The 16600-nt window shown below is 54.7% G+C and carries 19 protein-coding genes; 8 read left to right on the top strand and 11 right to left on the bottom strand.

Annotation, left to right across the window (positions count from 1 at the left end; all coding sequences use genetic code 11):
- Positions 1-190 precede the first annotated feature (190 nt).
- The gene (locus KTJ90_RS10685) at positions 191-850 is read left to right on the top strand and encodes a riboflavin synthase subunit alpha (RefSeq protein WP_105099225.1); all 660 of its coding nucleotides are present in this window, start codon (positions 191-193) and stop codon (positions 848-850) included.
- 220 nt (positions 851-1070) lie between these two features.
- Here the strand turns inward: KTJ90_RS10685 and cfa are convergent, their stop codons facing one another.
- Both cfa and punC read right to left on the bottom strand, forming a co-directional pair.
- Positions 1071-2219 carry a cyclopropane fatty acyl phospholipid synthase gene (gene cfa / locus KTJ90_RS10680; RefSeq protein WP_003850297.1) on the bottom strand — a complete coding sequence of 383 codons (1149 nt, stop codon included), beginning with the start codon at positions 2217-2219 and terminating at the stop codon, positions 1071-1073.
- Between the two features lie 309 nt (positions 2220-2528).
- Positions 2529-3731: a purine nucleoside transporter PunC gene (punC, locus tag KTJ90_RS10675; RefSeq protein WP_105099223.1), complete on the bottom strand. Its 1203-nt coding sequence runs from the start codon at positions 3729-3731 to the stop codon at positions 2529-2531.
- A 107-nt stretch (positions 3732-3838) separates the two neighbouring features.
- Here punC and punR point away from each other — a divergent pair, with 107 nt between their 5' ends.
- Positions 3839-4744, top strand: a complete 906-nt coding sequence (punR, locus tag KTJ90_RS10670; protein WP_110411483.1) for a DNA-binding transcriptional activator PunR — start codon at positions 3839-3841, stop codon at positions 4742-4744.
- Here the strand turns inward: punR and purR are convergent.
- The gene (gene purR / locus KTJ90_RS10665) at positions 4741-5766 is read right to left on the bottom strand and encodes an HTH-type transcriptional repressor PurR (protein ID WP_003850290.1); all 1026 of its coding nucleotides are present in this window, start codon (positions 5764-5766) and stop codon (positions 4741-4743) included. The two genes, punR and purR, sit on opposite strands and share 4 nt — an antisense overlap.
- 281 nt (positions 5767-6047) lie before the next feature.
- Here purR and cydH point away from each other — a divergent pair, with 281 nt between their 5' ends.
- A complete protein-coding gene (cydH, locus tag KTJ90_RS10660; protein WP_010245592.1) occupies positions 6048-6137 on the top strand; it encodes a cytochrome bd-I oxidase subunit CydH in 90 nt (29 codons plus the stop codon).
- A 43-nt stretch (positions 6138-6180) separates the two neighbouring features.
- Here the strand turns inward: cydH and KTJ90_RS10655 are convergent, their stop codons facing one another.
- Positions 6181-6990, bottom strand: coding sequence for a C40 family peptidase (locus tag KTJ90_RS10655; protein WP_078804509.1), 810 nt, complete (start codon positions 6988-6990; stop codon positions 6181-6183).
- 364 nt (positions 6991-7354) lie between these two features.
- Here KTJ90_RS10655 and KTJ90_RS10650 point away from each other — a divergent pair, with 364 nt between their 5' ends.
- The gene (locus KTJ90_RS10650) at positions 7355-7690 is read left to right on the top strand and encodes a Grx4 family monothiol glutaredoxin (RefSeq protein ID WP_170933470.1); all 336 of its coding nucleotides are present in this window, start codon (positions 7355-7357) and stop codon (positions 7688-7690) included.
- Positions 7691-7733: 43 nt separating this feature from the next.
- On the opposite strand, the gene rnt is transcribed toward KTJ90_RS10650, so the two are convergent.
- From rnt to KTJ90_RS10630, 4 genes are all read right to left on the bottom strand, one after another.
- Positions 7734-8402, bottom strand: coding sequence for a ribonuclease T (rnt, locus tag KTJ90_RS10645; protein ID WP_003850282.1), 669 nt, complete (start codon positions 8400-8402; stop codon positions 7734-7736).
- 120 nt (positions 8403-8522) lie between these two features.
- Positions 8523-8930, bottom strand: a complete 408-nt coding sequence (gene gloA, locus KTJ90_RS10640) for a lactoylglutathione lyase (RefSeq protein ID WP_008926200.1) — start codon at positions 8928-8930, stop codon at positions 8523-8525.
- A 116-nt stretch (positions 8931-9046) separates the two neighbouring features.
- Positions 9047-10144 (bottom strand): alkene reductase, encoded by a 1098-nt coding sequence (locus KTJ90_RS10635; protein WP_499024509.1) that lies wholly within the window; start codon positions 10142-10144, stop codon positions 9047-9049.
- A 50-nt stretch (positions 10145-10194) separates the two neighbouring features.
- Positions 10195-10791 (bottom strand): TetR/AcrR family transcriptional regulator, encoded by a 597-nt coding sequence (locus tag KTJ90_RS10630; RefSeq protein ID WP_499024506.1) that lies wholly within the window; start codon positions 10789-10791, stop codon positions 10195-10197.
- Positions 10792-10974: 183 nt separating this feature from the next.
- On the opposite strand from KTJ90_RS10630, the gene KTJ90_RS10625 reads away from it, so the two are divergent.
- The 4 genes from KTJ90_RS10625 to KTJ90_RS10610 all read left to right on the top strand — a co-directional run bounded on the left by KTJ90_RS10625 (position 10975) and on the right by KTJ90_RS10610 (position 13380).
- Positions 10975-11214: a DUF1289 domain-containing protein gene (locus tag KTJ90_RS10625; RefSeq protein WP_003850275.1), complete on the top strand. Its 240-nt coding sequence runs from the start codon at positions 10975-10977 to the stop codon at positions 11212-11214.
- A 68-nt stretch (positions 11215-11282) separates the two neighbouring features.
- A complete protein-coding gene (locus tag KTJ90_RS10620) occupies positions 11283-12179 on the top strand; it encodes an aldo/keto reductase (protein ID WP_003850274.1) in 897 nt (298 codons plus the stop codon).
- An 84-nt stretch (positions 12180-12263) separates the two neighbouring features.
- Positions 12264-12782, top strand: coding sequence for a superoxide dismutase family protein (gene sodC / locus KTJ90_RS10615; RefSeq protein ID WP_003850273.1), 519 nt, complete (start codon positions 12264-12266; stop codon positions 12780-12782).
- Between the two features lie 130 nt (positions 12783-12912).
- Positions 12913-13380, top strand: a complete 468-nt coding sequence (locus tag KTJ90_RS10610; protein WP_003850272.1) for a hypothetical protein — start codon at positions 12913-12915, stop codon at positions 13378-13380.
- On the opposite strand, the gene KTJ90_RS10605 is transcribed toward KTJ90_RS10610, so the two are convergent.
- The 3 genes from KTJ90_RS10605 to KTJ90_RS10595 are packed head-to-tail and all read right to left on the bottom strand — an operon-like array spanning position 13381 to position 16477.
- Positions 13381-15381, bottom strand: coding sequence for an FUSC family protein (locus tag KTJ90_RS10605; RefSeq protein WP_003850271.1), 2001 nt, complete (start codon positions 15379-15381; stop codon positions 13381-13383).
- Positions 15378-16235: an efflux RND transporter periplasmic adaptor subunit gene (locus tag KTJ90_RS10600; RefSeq protein WP_003850270.1), complete on the bottom strand. Its 858-nt coding sequence runs from the start codon at positions 16233-16235 to the stop codon at positions 15378-15380. The genes KTJ90_RS10605 and KTJ90_RS10600 overlap by 4 nt, the downstream gene beginning before the upstream one ends.
- 5 nt (positions 16236-16240) lie before the next feature.
- Positions 16241-16477, bottom strand: a complete 237-nt coding sequence (locus tag KTJ90_RS10595; protein WP_003850269.1) for a DUF1656 domain-containing protein — start codon at positions 16475-16477, stop codon at positions 16241-16243.
- Positions 16478-16600 lie beyond the last annotated feature (123 nt).

Genomic DNA, 16600 nt, shown 5'->3' with positions numbered 1-16600 from the left:
TTGTTGAAAGAATTAAAAGGGCAGAAAAGCCCAGGAAATTGCGCGGGCTAGTGTAACTGGCGCAATAGCATTCGCCAATCTTTGTCACACAATGCGTTTTACGCCGTCATTAAATAGAGGGCGTCGGCTGAAATCTAACACCTGACCTGAGCTGTGATAAACTAGCGCAAACTTCGCAGAGGCAAAGACTATGTTTACCGGTATTGTGCAGGGCACCGCAGAAATCGTGTCCATTGAAGAGAAAGAACTGTTTCGTACCCACACTGTCCGACTGCCGGAAGCGCTTTTACCGGGTCTGGCGCTGGGCGCATCTGTCGCGCACAACGGTTGCTGTTTAACCGTGACGGCAATTGACGGCGACTGCGTCAGTTTTGATTTAATTAAAGAGACCTTGCGGGTAACTAACCTGGGTGATTTACGTCAGGGTGATGTGGTCAATATTGAGCGTGCAGCCCGATTCAGCGATGAAATAGGCGGTCATCTGATGTCAGGTCATATTATGACCACCGCTGAGATCTGCAAGATTATCCAGTCAGAACATAACCGCGAAATCTGGTTTAAAATCCAGGACCCGACGCAGATGAAATATATTCTGCATAAAGGTTTTGTCGGCATCGACGGTATCAGCCTGACAGTCGGCGATGTGACGAAAACCAAATTCTGCGTCTATCTGATCCCGGAAACGCTGGAGCGCACCACGCTGGGCGCGAAGACGTTTGGCGATCGGGTTAATATTGAGATCGATCCACACACGCAGGCAATCGTAGAGACCGTTGAGCGGGTATTAGCACAGCGCGATGCCGCGGCAGCGATGAGCATGCTGACCGGCCAGACTGACGCCGAGAGCTAATAAGCGTCAAAGATTGCTGGGGAGCCCATCCGGGTGAATCTGGCAGCGATATAATAGCCTGAAGCACAGGGAACACAGTCAGAAGAGGAAAGCGTCCCCCGCCACGGATAACGGGTTTGTCTCTTTCAAATCTTTCTGTGTTCCTGTGCTGTTACACGCTCAAAACTGAACAGGCCCCTTTTTAAAGCCCCTGGCGCGGCAGCATCTTCTTAACATGACCCTACCGCGCCACCCGTAATCCGCCCTCAACACCGCGACTGAACACAATCTGCCACAGCTGAATATCACGCGCCCGGAAGGCACCGGCACAGGCATTGAGATAATAAGAGAACATCCGCTTAAAGCGTTCACCATATTTATCCGCCAGTTCTGGCCAGGCCTGCACAAAGCGTTCATGCCAGGCCATCAATGTTTTGTCGTAATCAGCACCAAAGTTATGCCAGTCTTCCAGAATAAAGTGGGGCTCGCTGGCATCCGCTACATGACGCACTGACGGCAGACAACCATTGGGGAAGATATATTTATCGATCCAGGGATCGACGCTCATATCGGTCTTAATTGCACCAATAGTGTGAAGCAGGAAAATACCGTCAGGTTTTAAATTACGATCGACCACATCAAAATAGGTGGCGTAATTTTTTGGCCCGACATGTTCGAACATTCCCACTGAAACAATACGATCAAACTGCTCATTCAGATCGCGATAATCCTGCAACAGAATTGTGACGTCTAATCCGTTACAGCGCTGCTGCGCCAGTTTTTGCTGTTCGGCGGAAATCGTCACGCCATGCACTTTGACGCCGTAATGACGTGCAGCAAATTCCGCGAGTCCGCCCCAGCCACAGCCAATATCCAGCAGCGACATCCCGGGTTCCAGCGCTAATTTCCGGCAGATCATATCCAGCTTGGCTTCCTGTGCTGTCGCCAGCGTCGTGGCCTCTTTCCAGTAGCCACAGGAATATTGCATATAAGGATCAAGCATCAGTGAAAAAAGATCGTTGCCGAGATCGTAATGCTCTTTACCGACAATCCAGGCCCGTTTTTTTGATTGCAGATTCGTTAAGCGAGCGGCGGCAATGCGCAACGTATCTTTAAAATGATGAGGCAATTGCTGATCGAGTTTATGTTTAAGTACGTGGTGAAAGAACATATCCAGCCGGTCACACTCCCACCATCCATCCATATAGCTCTCACCGAGCCCAAGTGAACCCTCCTGCAGAACACGTTTAAAAAAACCTGGATGCGTGACATGAATATCCCATGGACGTGAACCATTGATTTCGACATCCGCTGATTCCAGCAGTTCATGAACGATGCGATACCAATGGTTCTCTTCCGGGCTCACTACTTCAGCATAAGATGAACTCATAGCTTTTCCACCACCTGTCCAATCTGAACCTGAACAAAGAGTAGCCAATTTCGTCAGGCATTGAGAAACGTTACGGATGACTCCGCACACCGGTTATTGTGTGATACAGAGGACTGGAATAGCCTGCAGCTGGACGGGCAAGATGAGAATAACGCGCGCGAATACCGTCCCGGCAACAGGGTGCCAATCAGATTATTACGTTATTATATTGTTGATTTATTACAGATTTGTTGACCCGAATGAGTATATTCTCACGCGGGTCAATATTCAATGACTTATTGTTAGGATGCTAACTAAGAAGTCAGTGTGTCAGTGATTATCCTGGCAGGCAGGTTGCGCTGAGGCAACAACACTTTGTGCGCTGTCGGCACGCTGCATGGCGAAGCCGAACAGCGCGAGCACAATGGTCGCCGTCATCGTGAGTGTGGTGGTAAACAGCGCCTGAGTTAATCCGGCTGATACCGCCAGGCTTGCGGCGAAGCACAGACCTAACTGCAGTGTGTTCTGCAATGCGGCCGCTTTGCCGGTAGCATTCGGGAAGGGCATTAATGCACTGGAGACCACAATCGGATAGATCGCGCCGTTCGCCAGCGCCATGCCGCAGAATGGAACCATCAGGCTAACCAGCGTGCTGTTGCCGGCAAGCGCAACAGCAAACAGCGCCAGAATGCTCAGGCTGTAGATACCCAGTAACCAGGGCAGCAACTGTGAACCGTTAAAGCGGTTGAGCAGGGCGCGACAGCCGAAGCCACCTATCAAAAAGGCGAGGGTCTGTGGCACATAACTCAGGCCGATGTCGGCAGGCGAGAGACCTAAATCTGCCAGAATAAACGGCGAACCCGTCAGCCAGGCAAAGAAGCTGGCAGAACAGGCTGAGTAGATCAGCACGTTGCCGCTATAAACCCGCGATTTGAGCAGGGTAAAGAAACCCGGCTGTGCCTTTTTTTCACCTGCGACTTTGCGAACAGTGGGCAGACGCAGCGTGGTCAGAATCAGGGCTACCGCAATCAGGGTCAGCACCAGGAAGATTGAACGCCAGTGGAAATGACCAATCAGCCAGGCGCCCAGCAACGGGGCCAGTGCCGGAGAGAGTGCAACCAGCGGCATAATGGTGGCGAAAACTTTGTTGGCACGTGCGGCAGGGTAGCGATCCACGACCAGTGCCTGCCAGCTAACGGCAGCAGCACAGACGCCAATCGCCTGAACAAAACGTAGCGCCAGCATCAGATAGATATCATTGACCCACAGCATGCCTGCACAACCGATCCCAAACATGGCCAGCCCGGTAAGCAGCACAGGTTTACGGCCAATGCGATCGGAAAGGGGTCCCCAGAAGAGCTGACCCACAGCGAAGCCTCCCAGAAAAAGACTCATACTGGCGCTGATCAGGCCGGGTGAGGTGTTAAACGTTTGCTGCATCGCGCCGAAGGCGGGCAGGTACATATCGGTGGCTAAAAAGCCGAGCATGCTCAGCAGGGCAAGGTAAGGCATAAATCCTTTATTCGACAACATCTCATTCTCATTTTTGCAGGATAAACGCGGCAGAGTGTAAAAGGTGCGTTTGCTGCTGTGAAACGGTAATATTTGCCGCTTGCTGTTAAAAATTTTGAAGGCAGATTATGTGGTCAGAATATGCATTAGAAGTGGTTGACGCAGTCGCCCGTGGCGGCAGCTTTAGCGCTGCTGCGCAGGAGTTACATCGGGTGCCCTCTGCCATCAGTTACACGGTGCGGCAGCTGGAGAGCTGGCTGGCGGTGCCGCTGTTTGAGCGTCAGCACCGTGAAGTGGTACTGACTCCGGCAGGCGAGCATTTTGTCCGTGAAGGGCGCAGCGTCATCAAAAAAATGCTAGCCACACGACGACAGTGTCAGCAGCTGGCCAACGGCTGGCGCGGTCAGCTCAGCATCGCGGTTGACCGTATCGCTAAACCTCAGCGCACCCCGCAACTGGTTAAAGATTTCTATCGCCATTTCCCCGACATGGAGCTGATCATCAGTTATGAAGTTTTTAACGGCGTCTGGGATGCGCTGGCCGATGGCCGGGTAGAAGTGGCCATTGGGGCCACCCAGGCGATTCCGGTGGGCGGACGTTTTGCGTTTCGCGATATGGGCACACTCAACTGGCGCTGCGTGGTCGCGCCCGATCATCCCCTGACGCAGGCGAGCCAGATCGATGACGACACGCTGCGTAGCTGGCCGTCACTGGTGCTGGAAGATACTTCACGCGCACTGCCGCGCCGAATGACATGGACGCTGGATAACCAGCGCAGGCTGGTGGTGCCGGAATGGCAAACCGGGCTGGAGTGCGTGCAGGCGGGATTGTGTGTGGCGATGGTGCCCGGTCATCTTGCCAGGCCACTGCTCGACAGCGGCGATCTGGTTGAACTGACTCTGCCGGTGGCGTTTCCGGACAGTCCCTGCTGTGTCAGCTGGGCTGAGGATCGCGCATCACCGGCGACTGGCTGGTTGCTCAGCTACCTGGGTGATGCGCAAACGCTTAATCAGGAGTGGTTAAGCGAGGATTAACGGCGATAGTCGCGGAATGGACCGTCGGCCACCGAGCGGCGCTCAATCAGCGTAGGGTGTACTTCAATCGTCTGTGACACTTCACGCTTACTGGTGATGCGGTCCAGCAGCATATCCAGCGCTTTTTCACCTAACTGAGCTTTAGGCTGATGCACGGTGGTCAGGGCCGGTGCGAAATAGCGGGCGTTGCGCACATTATCATAACCGATCACCGAAATATCCTGCGGTACGCGCAAACCCATTTCGTCGGCGGCGCAAATTGCACCCATTGCCATGATATCACCACCGCAGAACACCGCCGTCGGGCGCTGTTTCTGTGACAGGATCTGCTGCATCGCCTGATAGCCCGACTCCGGCTCAAAGTCACCCTGGACAATCCACTCGGCGCGCGGCTGAATGCTGGCTTCTTCCAGCGCCTTCAGGAAACCGGCATGACGTCCGCCACCGGTATTACGCTCCATCTGACCGGGGATAGCACCAATGTCGCGGTGACCGCGTTCAATCAGATAGCGTCCTGCCAGATAGCCGCCCTGGAACGCGTTATCCAGAACCGTGTCGGTGAAGTCGGCGCGCGATTCGCCCCAGTCCATTACCACCATCGGGATGTTACGGTTCTCTTCCAGCATCTGCAGCAGGTCGTCTGGATATTCTGAGCACATCACCAGCAGACCATCGACACGCTTCTGCGCCATCATGCTGAGATAGGCGCGCTGTTTTTGCAGATCGTTATGCGAATTCCCCAGAATCAGCGTATAGCCTTTGTCAAAACAGTGATTCTCAATCGCTTCAATAATCTCTGCGAAATAGGGGGCTTCGCTGGAGGTCGCCAGCAGGCCCAGCGTTCTGGTGTGATTCACTTTCAGGCTGCGCGCCACGGCGCTTGGCGAATAGTGCAGTTCTTTTATCGCCTGCCAGACCGCGTTGCGCGTCTCTTCTGCGACAAAGCGGGTTTTATTGATGACGTGCGAAACTGTCGTCGTTGAGACGCCAGCGCGTTTCGCCACATCTTTAATTGTTGCCATGAAAATCGGACTCCAGTGCTTATCTAACTCTATGATAAGCGTAGTGTTAAACGTTTGCGTCTGCTCAGGGTTTTTTCCGCAAAAATGCCGCGTTTCTGGCCGGTTTACAGGCCGCTGGCGAAAATCAAACGCCTGAAAACCGGCGCAAACGGAATCAGGATTGCGCGCGTTGCGCAACAAAGGCGGGATTCTAACAAGGCTGAACGGATAAAACGAGATTTTTACCGGGCCCTGTGGGAAAATGCGATATCCCCACAAATTGTGTGACTAAGGAGCAAACAATGAGTACCGATCTTAAACTGGCTTTAATGACGACTGCGGGCTGTCTGCTGATGATTGTAGCCTTTAGTTTTACCGCCATTCTGCACTAAAAAAAAGCCGGGAATCTCCCGGCTTTTTACGACTGTTTTCTGGTTAGCGTATGGTTTTCGGCGTCATCACACGACGGGCACCAATGTAATGACGCTGCCAGTAATCTTCCCCTAATGCGCTAATCTGAATGTCTTTTCCGGTACGCGGTGACTGGATAAACTTGCCATCTCCCAGGTACACGCCAACGTGATCCGCTGTACCGCGACCATTAATACGGAAGAAGACCAGATCGCCTTTCTCCAGCGACTCACGCTTGATGGGTGCGGCGTCACGCAGGTGATACATCTCATTAGCGGTACGCGGAATCTTAAACTTCACCAGATCTTTATAGGCGTACCAGACCAGGCCGCTGCAATCGAAGCCGGTATGCGGCGAAGTGCCGCCCCACTGGTAGGGTTTACCCAGCTGGCCCATCAGTTTGGTCATCGCGGTTTCGCGAGCCTTCTGATAACGCTGACGGTGGGATTTGCTCATTTTAATCGTGCCCGGCTCGCTGGTGGTGACCTCAGCGGTTTTTAGCAGGCGCTGATGGCCATAGCGTTTCTTCTCTTTGTTCTTTTGCTGGCTTTTGCTTATACGGGCGGTTTTAAGCGAGGTCTTCTTAGCAGGCGTCTGTTTGGCAGTGAGTTCGACTTTTTTCTGTTTTTTCGTTTTAAGTTTTTGAACAGGGCTGAGGCGAGTCTTTTTCGTCACCGTTTTTACCTGGCGACGTTTGCGGCGTTCATCGTCGCGCGCACTCTTTTTTTCTGCTTTATGCGTACTGACGTTCACCGGCGTGTGCGGTGAAGCAGCAGCGACGTTGAAAAACAGTTGCGCAATGGCCAGCATGAAAAGCGTAATGATTAAACGCATAGTCCGTTGATTAGTTAAGTTGTCAGGGCCACTACGCACCGCGACAAAGTTGAGATTAATCTGATCCAGGATCAGGGCCCAGGCCATTCTAGTCCAGTTCGTTTAAAAACTGTAATGCCTTTTAATATTAATCTGTGCAACCCACGTAATCGCGCTGAAAATGAACATTTTCAGCGTCTTATATCAGCGAAATTATTACGAATTATTAAACTGTTACCCGCTGTTAATAATCAGAGGGTCGTGCATCCCGCTGCAGGACTTAACAATGATGGCGGTATAATCGGTAGCGGACAAAATCTCGTTTTCAGTCACGCTGCGAAGTCGCTACAATAAACAAACACGAAGTCACGATTTAAGGAAGGCAATTATGAGTACTGTAGAAAAAATTCAGCGCCAGATCGCAGAAAATCCGATCCTGCTGTACATGAAAGGTTCCCCGAAACTGCCTAGCTGCGGTTTCTCTGCACAGGCGGTACAGGCGCTGTCAGCCTGTGGTGAGCGTTTTGCTTACGTGGATATTCTGCAGAATCCGGACATTCGTGCCGAGATGCCGAAATTCGCTAACTGGCCAACCTTCCCGCAGTTGTGGGTTGATGGCGAGCTGGTCGGTGGCTGCGACATCATCGTTGAGATGTTACAGCGTGGTGAACTGCAGACGCTGATCAAAGAGACTGCAGAAAAATTTAAAGAAGCAGAATAAAAAAAGGCCGACATCACGTCGGCCTTTTCCATTGCAGCATCCCTTATGCGGATGCACTGGCTTCTGCATCGCCTTCCGCGAAAGGCAGTGGCCAGCCGCCTAAGCGTTTCCAGCGGTTCACCAGCTCGCAGAACAGTGTTGCTGTCTGCTGCGTGTCATAAAGCGCCGAATGCGCCTGGGTACTGTCAAACTCCATTCCCGCCGCAATACAGGCTTTCGCCAGAACCGTCTGACCCAGCACCAGTCCGCTGAGTGCCGCGGTGTCAAAGGTGGCAAAGGGGTGAAACGGATTGCGCTTCAGGCTGGCACGCTCTGCCGCTGCTGACATAAAGTTCAGGTCAAAAGTGGCATTGTGCGCCACCATAATGGCGCGATTGCAGCCACTGTCCTTAATCCCCTTGCGCACCATTTTGAAAATGGCATGCAGCGCTTCATATTCACTGACTGCTCCGCGCAGCGGATTGCTGGGATCGATACCGGTAAACGCCAGCGCTTCAGGATGCAGCAGCGAACCGACAAAAGGTTCGACGTTGAAATGCAGCGTCTGGTCAATCTGAATCCAGCCCTCTTCATCCATTTTCAGCGTGATGGCAGCAATCTCCAGTAACGCATCGGTTTGCGCGTTGAAACCTGCGGTTTCAACGTCGATCACCACCGGATAGAAGCCACGGAAACGTTGATTGAGTGCATTAGGGGAATTCGATTCAGACATCAGGATCTCGTTGCAGAAAAAGGGCAGCGCGTATTATGGCAAAAAACGGGGCCGGGTGCAGCAGATGAAGCGCAGAGAAGGGGATTCAGCCCACCCGAACGGGCAGGCTGAGGGGCAGGTTTAGTTGCCCAGGCCGTTGCCGGCATCTTTGTTTTCGATCAGCTCGATTTTGTAACCATCGGGATCTTCAACAAAGGCAATAATGGTAGAGCCGCCTTTGACCGGGCCAGCCTCACGCGTCACGTTGCCGCCATCTTTACGGATGCGTTCGCAGGCAGCTGCCGCGTCATCCACGCCCAGTGCAATGTGACCATACGCATTACCGAGGTCATACTTATCGACGCCCCAGTTATAGGTCAGTTCGATTACCGCACCTTCGCTCTCGTCGGTGTAGCCCACAAAGGCCAGGGTATATTTATATTCGGTGTTTTCGCTCTGACGCAGCACGCGCATGCCGAGCACACGAGTGTAGAAATCGATTGAACGTTGCAGATCGCCAACGCGCAGCATGGTATGAAGTAAACGCATAACATCCTCTTTTAAATAAAACGCCATCGCCGGATGACCCAGGCGATAAGTATAGCGATGAAAATCGCCATTGAATAATGGCTGCCGTCATCGTCCCGGACGGCAGCCCAAAACGATTACAGCGTCGGGTAGTCGATATACCCTTCAGCGCCGCCGCCGTAGAAGCTTTCCGGGCGCTGTGGATTGAGCGGCGCATCCTGCTGCAGACGCTCAACCAGGTCCGGGTTAGCTATGTAATCGCGACCAAAGGCAACGGCATCGATCAGACCACGACCAATCAGGTCATCGGCTTTCTCAACGGTGTAGGCACCCGCACCGATGATGGCACCCGGGAAGAGATCACGCACTTTCTGGCGGAAAGCGTCGGTGTAAGGCTGACCACCGGCCCAGTCTGGCTCAGAGAGGTGCAGATAGGCGATATTGCGTTTTGCCAGCTCGCCGATGTACCACAACGCCGCTTCTTCTTCGTCCGGACCGTTATCCAGATTCTGGAAGCTACCGATAGGTGATACGCGAATACCAATGCGATCGGCAGACCAGTTAGCAATGACCGCATCAACTACTTCCTGCGCAAAGCGACCGCGTTTTTCAATGCTGCCACCGTATTCATCGGTACGCTGGTTGGAGTCTGGTGCCAGGAACTGGTGAATCAGATAACCGTGCGCCGAGTGCAGCTCAAGCAGATCAAAGTCCGCTTCACGTGCGTTGGCCGCAGCCTGACCGAAATCGGCCACGATCTGCTTGATCTCCGGCACGGTCAGTTCACGCGGTGTTGAGGTATCTTCGCGATAAACGCTGCCATCTTCCGCACGCAGTGAAGTACGGGTGCCTGCAGCAATCGCCGAGGGAGCCACCGGTGCTTTACCTTCCGGCTGCACGCTGTTATGAGAGATACGACCGGTATGCCAAAGCTGCACGGCGGTGTGGCCGCCAGCCTGATGCACGCCTTCGTTAATCGCTTTCCACGCTGCAATCTGTGGCTGCGTATGTAAGCCTGGTGCACCAGCATAGCCTTTCGCCTGGAAAGAGATCTGGGTTGCTTCAGTGATGATCAGACCGGCGCTGGCGCGCTGACGGTAATATTCCGCCATCATCGGGGTAGGGATGTCGCCAGGCTCGATGCTGCGCAGACGGGTCAGCGGTGCCATGAATACGCGGTTTGGGACGGTAATTGCGCCGACTTTCAGCGGATTAAACAGCTGGGTACTCGCCATAATAGCTCCTGATTAGTAGACCAGTCGTCTACAAATGCGTTTTTTAAAAATCAGTGGCTCTTAAGCCACTGTTCGATGGTACTCAATGCCAGGCGCAGTGGCTGCGCCTCGCGGGAAATTTTGCTCTGCAGGCTGGCGCCAAGCCACAGCAACGACAGTAATTCCGCCATCTGCGCGGGAGGCTGTGGCAGGTTCATCGACTCCTGCTGTTCTGCAGTGATCAGCGTCCGGGCGTAGAGGGCCGTGATTTTCGCTGCGCCCTGCTGCAGTGCGTCACGCATTGGCTCAGAAAGATCGCATACCTCAGCGGAGATCTTAACGCCCAGACAACCCATAATGTGACCCTGCTGCACAAACAGCTCAACGGCCGCACGAAAGTGGTTCAGCAGACGCTCACGCGGGGTGCCGCTGGTCTGGTTGAGCTGCAGCTCGACATCCTGCAGGAAACGCGCAAAGTAACGTTCCAGTAACGCCACGCCAAACGCTTCTTTAGAGCGGAAATAGTAGTAGAAGGAGCCTTTCGGCACCGCCGCCTGCGTCAGCAGCTCACTGAGGCCCATTCCGGCAAAGCCGCGCTGAAGACAGAGTGTCTCCCCTGTCTGGAGCAGGTGTTCACGGGTTTCATTACGTTGCAGCGTCTTATTCATGGCTCTGAGATTAGTAGACCAGTCGGTCTAACGCAACTCAGTCTGTTGCATTTGGCACAGAGTGTTCACCCCAGAGAGAAAGAAAAGGATAATTCTGACCGGTCAGGATTTTCTTCCTGCGCAACCAGGCTACGCTTTTGAGTGGACTGATTTTGCTTTTTATTTAATGAATCTGGAGTCGTGGTGGCCGAGCAGCTTGAGTTTTTTCCGGTTCCCAGCCCCTGTCGCGGCATCTGCCAGACGGATGCACGCGGTTACTGCCTGGGATGTTTACGCAGCCGCGATGAGCGGTTCAACTGGCTGCGCTTTAGTGATGCGCAAAAGCGTGAGGTGATACGCCTTTGTCAGCAGCGTCGACAGCGTCTGCAGCGTCAACAGAAAGGCGACGAGCCACCCGAGCCACAACAGCCAGAGTTATTCTGACGACTTTGCGCTTTCCGTTATACTCTCTGACACATTAATTACAGCCCACGCGCAACAGGGAGAACGTCATGTTAGAACCGCAAGCCATCGCTTCACAGGGGCCAGAATTTTCACCGCTGGTTATGGGGTACTGGCGCCTGATGGAGTGGGGCATGTCACCTCAGGAGCGCGTCGCGTTTATTGAGCACCATCTGCGGCTTGGCATTACCACCGTTGACCATGCCGACATCTACGGTGACTACCAGTGTGAAGCGGCATTTGGCGAGGCGCTGAAACTGGCACCCGGACTGCGCGACCAGCTGCAGATTGTGACCAAATGCGGTATTGCTACCCGCGCCCGGCCTGAGCATCAGATTGGCCACTACATCACCGATAAAAACCATATCCTGCAGAGCGCTGAAAACTCGCTGCGCCATCTCCACACCGATCGCCTTGATTTGCTCCTGATCCATCGCCCCGATCCGCTGATGGCGGCTGACGACGTGGCTGAAGCCTTTATGGCATTGCATCAGAGCGGCAAGGTTCTGCATTTTGGCGTCTCAAACTTCACACCCTCTCAGTTCTCCCTGCTGCAATCCCGCTTGCCGTTCTCGCTGGTCACCAATCAGCTGGAGATTTCACCGGTTCAGCAAAGCGTGCTGCTGGATGGATCGCTGGATCAATGCCAGCAACTGCGCATTCGTCCGATGGCCTGGTCCTGTCTGGGAGGAGGCCGCCTGTTTAACGATCCGCACTATCAGCCACTGCGTAACGAACTGGAAGCTGTGCGGCAGGAAACCGGCGCCACCAGCCTGGATCAGGTCGTTTATGCCTGGATACTGATGCTGCCGTCGCGCCCACTGCCCATTATCGGTTCAGGTAAAACATCCCGGGTCAGCGAAGCCGCTGGTGCACTGAATGTCATGCTGACACGTCAGCAGTGGTTCCGCATTCGTAAGGCGGCGCTGGGTTTTGATGTGCCCTGAAGCGTAAAAGTGCGTCAATCTTCAGCAAAATAGCGCAACAGCGACCAGACTTACCTCAATCCCTGGGATGAAAAAGGAGTCATCATGAAAATGAAAGCTGTTGCGCTATTCGCCCTGATCGCCTGCGGTGCAGCACAGGCTGCCAGCGAGCAGGTTACGGTCCATCAGGTTACCGCTGAAGGCATCGGAAAATCGGTTGGCACGGTAAAAATTGACGAGACACAGTATGGTCTGCAGTTCACGCCCGATCTGAAAGGCCTTCAGCCAGGCATTCATGGTTTCCATGTCCATGCTAAAGGCAGCTGTGAGCCGGGCGAGTCTGAAGGCAAAGTGGTCGCCGCCGGTGCTGCGGGCGGTCACCTTGATCCTGCCAACAGTGGCAAACATCTGGGGCCTTACGCTGAGGGACATCTCGGGGATTTGCCTGCGATTTATGTCGATGACAAAGGCAATGCAACCTATCCGGTGCTGGCACCTCGTCTGAAATCCTTAAACGAGATCAAAGGAAAAGCGCTGATGGTGCATGCTGGCGGGGATAACCACGCCGATCATCCTAAACCGCTGGGCGGCGGCGGGGCGCGTTATGCCTGCGGTGTAATCTGAGTGTCAGGGCGGCAGATAATGGCCGCCCGATTTTCTCCTGACTGTTTATGAAATGTTGTACCATCCCTGACATTTCCCCCCTATGATGTTGATTCAGGTAAGAAAGCGTGATGGGGAAAGGAGCAGGATAATGAAATTCAAGGGCGCATTACTGCTATGTCTGCTGCTGGTGGGATGCGATAAACCCAATGATACGCAGCTGGTGACCGAAACCGGTCGGGAACTTCAGCGCACCATTGATACCAGCCCGATGCGTGCCACCTGTGAAAAGATTGCTCAGGGTCGTGAATGGCTGAGTCGCAGCAGGGTGCGTAAGCTGGAGGCACAGGGTTGTGATCAGGTTTTTCGTAGCGCAACCGAAACCAATTTCACGGATACCACCATCTATCGTCGCACCATGACGATGGTGTGTGGTGGCATCCACGGTCAAAGTTTTACCGGCACTGAACTGACACGCCGTTTCATCTTTTCACCCGACGAGAAAGCGCTGGTCATTGAACCGATGACCGAGATGGATAAAACCCGCTTTGAAGGTCATAAAACGCTGCAGCAGTTGCAGGAAGATTTTAACCGGCAGCAACAGCAATATTGCCAGTAATCACGCCGGCACCGCCTGTTTCAGTTGTGCAAGCGAACAGCGCAGACGCCAGATAATGCCAGCCAGTTCGCTGGCTTCGTTGTTTTCCAGCGCCAGTAATGCGGTGATACTCTCCTCCAGTTCCCTTAGCATCTGATCCAGCGAGCTGTGGCGCACGCCACGGCTGCTGATGATCTGCTGCAGATTGTGCAGACTGCTATCACGAAACCCTGTCAGGGCCGCCGAACCGGCGCGCCATTCACGCAGTTGCCAGACAATATGTGAGCAGTTGAGTAGCACTACGCCCCAGCGAAGTAGCCAGGTGCGCGCCTGCTCATCCCGGCTATGGCTGAGCTGGCTGATGCGGTGGTAAATCTGCGATTCGAAGCGACTCTCACTGAGTCGTGGCCGCTGCCGCAGCTGATCGAGAAATGCCAGCCGCAGCGCGCGGATATGGCGTCGGCTGCGCCGCGCATCAGAGCTGGGCCGCAGAATCTGGAACGCCAGCCAGGCGAGCAGCACCCCGCAGACTTTGGCAATGTTATCGTTGAAAAAGTCCTGGTAATCCCAGGTCGGTGGGTTCGTCACCGCGATAAACGAGCCCATAAAGACGATGAACTGTCCCCACATCCCGGCGCGCTGTTTCTGCTGCAGCTTGAAGAGTTGTAACGTCACCAGCAGCGGAAAGAGAAACAGTAAAAACGGCCACAGCTGACTGATCTGCACCATCAGGCCAAACTTCATCACAAAGCTAAACGCAAACAGCCACAGCAGGGTTTTCAGCAGCAACGTGACGCTGCCGCCGGGTGAGGGCACGGAGGCGTAAAGCACGCAGGCAATAGCGGTCAGGGTGAGCGCGGAAGCGCCGGAAGACCATTGCGTATTGATCCAGAAGGCGCAGCCCAGCACGATCACACAGAAGGTGCGCAGGGCGCTCCAGCCCGCTTCGGCACTGTCACTGTCGCGCGCCAGCGCCGGAACCGGCGGGGGTTGAAAGCGGGTATCGGCATCGGCACGATCCAGCAGACGAATCCAGCGCAGTACGTTGAGGTACATCCAGCAGAAGTAGCGCAGCCGCTGACAAAACGCGCGCTGCCGGTAGTCGCCGTCTGCGCCAGGCGTCACGCTGCGCAGGATTTGCGCAAGACGATATTTATCACACGCCGGTTTCGCCAGCTCAGCCAGCAGGCGCTGCAAGGCTTCAAACAGCGGCTCTGGCGCATCGGGCCAGTTCAGCAACATGCGCCGCAGGCTCGAAAGCACGCTGGTGAGTCGCAGCTGCTGATGCAGCACATAGTTCAGGACGTTGTTCTGTCGGCGAAAGCGGTAGTGGCTCCAGAACGCCTGAATCCGCAGCAGATTCATGGTCAGGATCTGGCTGATGACGTTTTCATGCGCGACACGAATGGTATCACTGGCCGAGGGCTGCAGCAGTAACACCGCATGCTCCAGCAAACGGGCATGCATCTGCTTCAGTGAGGTAATCAGCGCCTCGCCATCCGAGGTACTCGGCAGCACCATCATCATCAATCCGGCGCAGAGAATGCCGGAGATCACCTCGCAGACGCGTGCCTGCGCAATCGTCCACAGCGTGGTGATATCGGTGATATTCACGCTGCTGAAAGCGATGATGGCAGCGGTGTAACCCGCCAGTGAAAACGCGTAAGCGACGTTGTTCTGGTAGTGGTTCGAAATGCCGGTGCAGAGCGCCAGCCAGCCGGCAATGGCAAAGGTAAACAGCCAGGGCTCGTTCAGGGTGTGGCCGGCGATCAGCAGTGCGGCGGTGGCCCCCAGCAGGCTGCCGACAATGCGGCCAAGACTTTTGCTGATCGCGCCGCCAACGGTGGGAAAGCTGATCACGGCAGCAGAGGTCATCGCCCAGTAGGGTTCATCGAGATCCAGTCCATAGGCGATGCTCAGTGCCAGACACATGGCGATCGCGTTACGTAACGCATAGCGCCACTGGCCTCTGTTCGCTTTAATCCAGGGCAGTTGATCCCAGGCCAGCCACTGAACATTCATGGCTGGATGGTGATGGTGCAGCTGGTGCCGGCCACCAGATCAGCATTGGCCGGAAGCGAATCGAGACGAATGCGTACCGGTACGCGCTGCGCCAGCCGCACCCAGGGCACGTTTGGCTTGATATCGGGCACCAGGCCGCTGTCAGTCTCAATGCTCTGGTCATAGATGGCGCGGCCAATGCTGTCTACCTTGCCCTGCAGCCGCATGCTACTGCTGTAGAGCACCACCTGTGCCGTTGCGCCTGGATGAATATGGCGCAGCTTGGTCTCTTCGAAATAGCCCATGACGTAGTAAGAGTGGCTGTCGACCAGGGCAAACAGAGGCGAACCCGCAGTGGCATAGCTGCCGGGCCGAAGCGTGAGATTAGTGATCCAGCCATCCGCCGGTGCGGTCAGCGTTGTCTGTTGCAGATTCCAGCGCGCCCGTTCCCACTCCGCCTGCGCGGCTTTAGTGCTGGCAGCCGCAGCTCCGGCGCTTAAGCGTGCCGCATCGAGATCCTCGGCAGAGATGATGTTGCGCGGCAGGCTGCTGCGCCGGTTAAACTCGTGCTGCGCTTTCGCCAGGTCCGCTTGCGCTTTGCTGAGCTGAGCGGCGGCGTTGTCGAGCGCAATCTGCCACGGCACCGTGTCCAGCGTGACCAGCAGCTCGCCCTTGTGCACAAATTGATTGTCTTTGACCTTCAGTTCCGTAACCCGGCCCGAGACCTGAGGCGTGATATCCACCAGCTCTGCCCGCACTTTCCCGTCACGGGTCCAGGGCGACTGCATGTAGTAGTTCCACAGCCAGCCGCCGGCCAGTAACGCCAGTGCAAAGACAATGAGCGTTGAAAAATATTTTACCGCGTTAAATTTCATATCGATTATCCATGACCGATGAGCCAGAGAGCGGCGGTTACGCACAGCACAAACAGCGAGAGATCAAACAGGGTGGGATGCCAGATATCACCGGAGTAGATCCAGCCGCGCACCAGCGGGTGAATCAGCAGCCAGAAAAAGAAACCGAGGATCACCGCCTTGAACATCGGCGGGAAAAAGAGTGAGGCGCCAACCACCAGATCGGTCAGCGGGTTCTCACCTGAAAAAGCAGGAGTGAGCACGTGATAACATCCTTCGTTAACCCAAACAGCAGACGGGATGCGCTGCCGCGTTATCGTGGCCTGGCCCGGGATTTGTAATTTGTCCTGTAAACTCGCAGAATAGTGTAAAATCTGGCTTGATAG

This window comes from Pantoea jilinensis (genome assembly GCF_019104105.1).
Taxonomy (GTDB): Bacteria; Pseudomonadota; Gammaproteobacteria; order Enterobacterales; family Enterobacteriaceae; genus Pantoea; species Pantoea eucalypti.
Note: the sequence above shows the minus strand (reverse complement) of the source record. Positions and strands in the feature narration are given on the sequence as shown.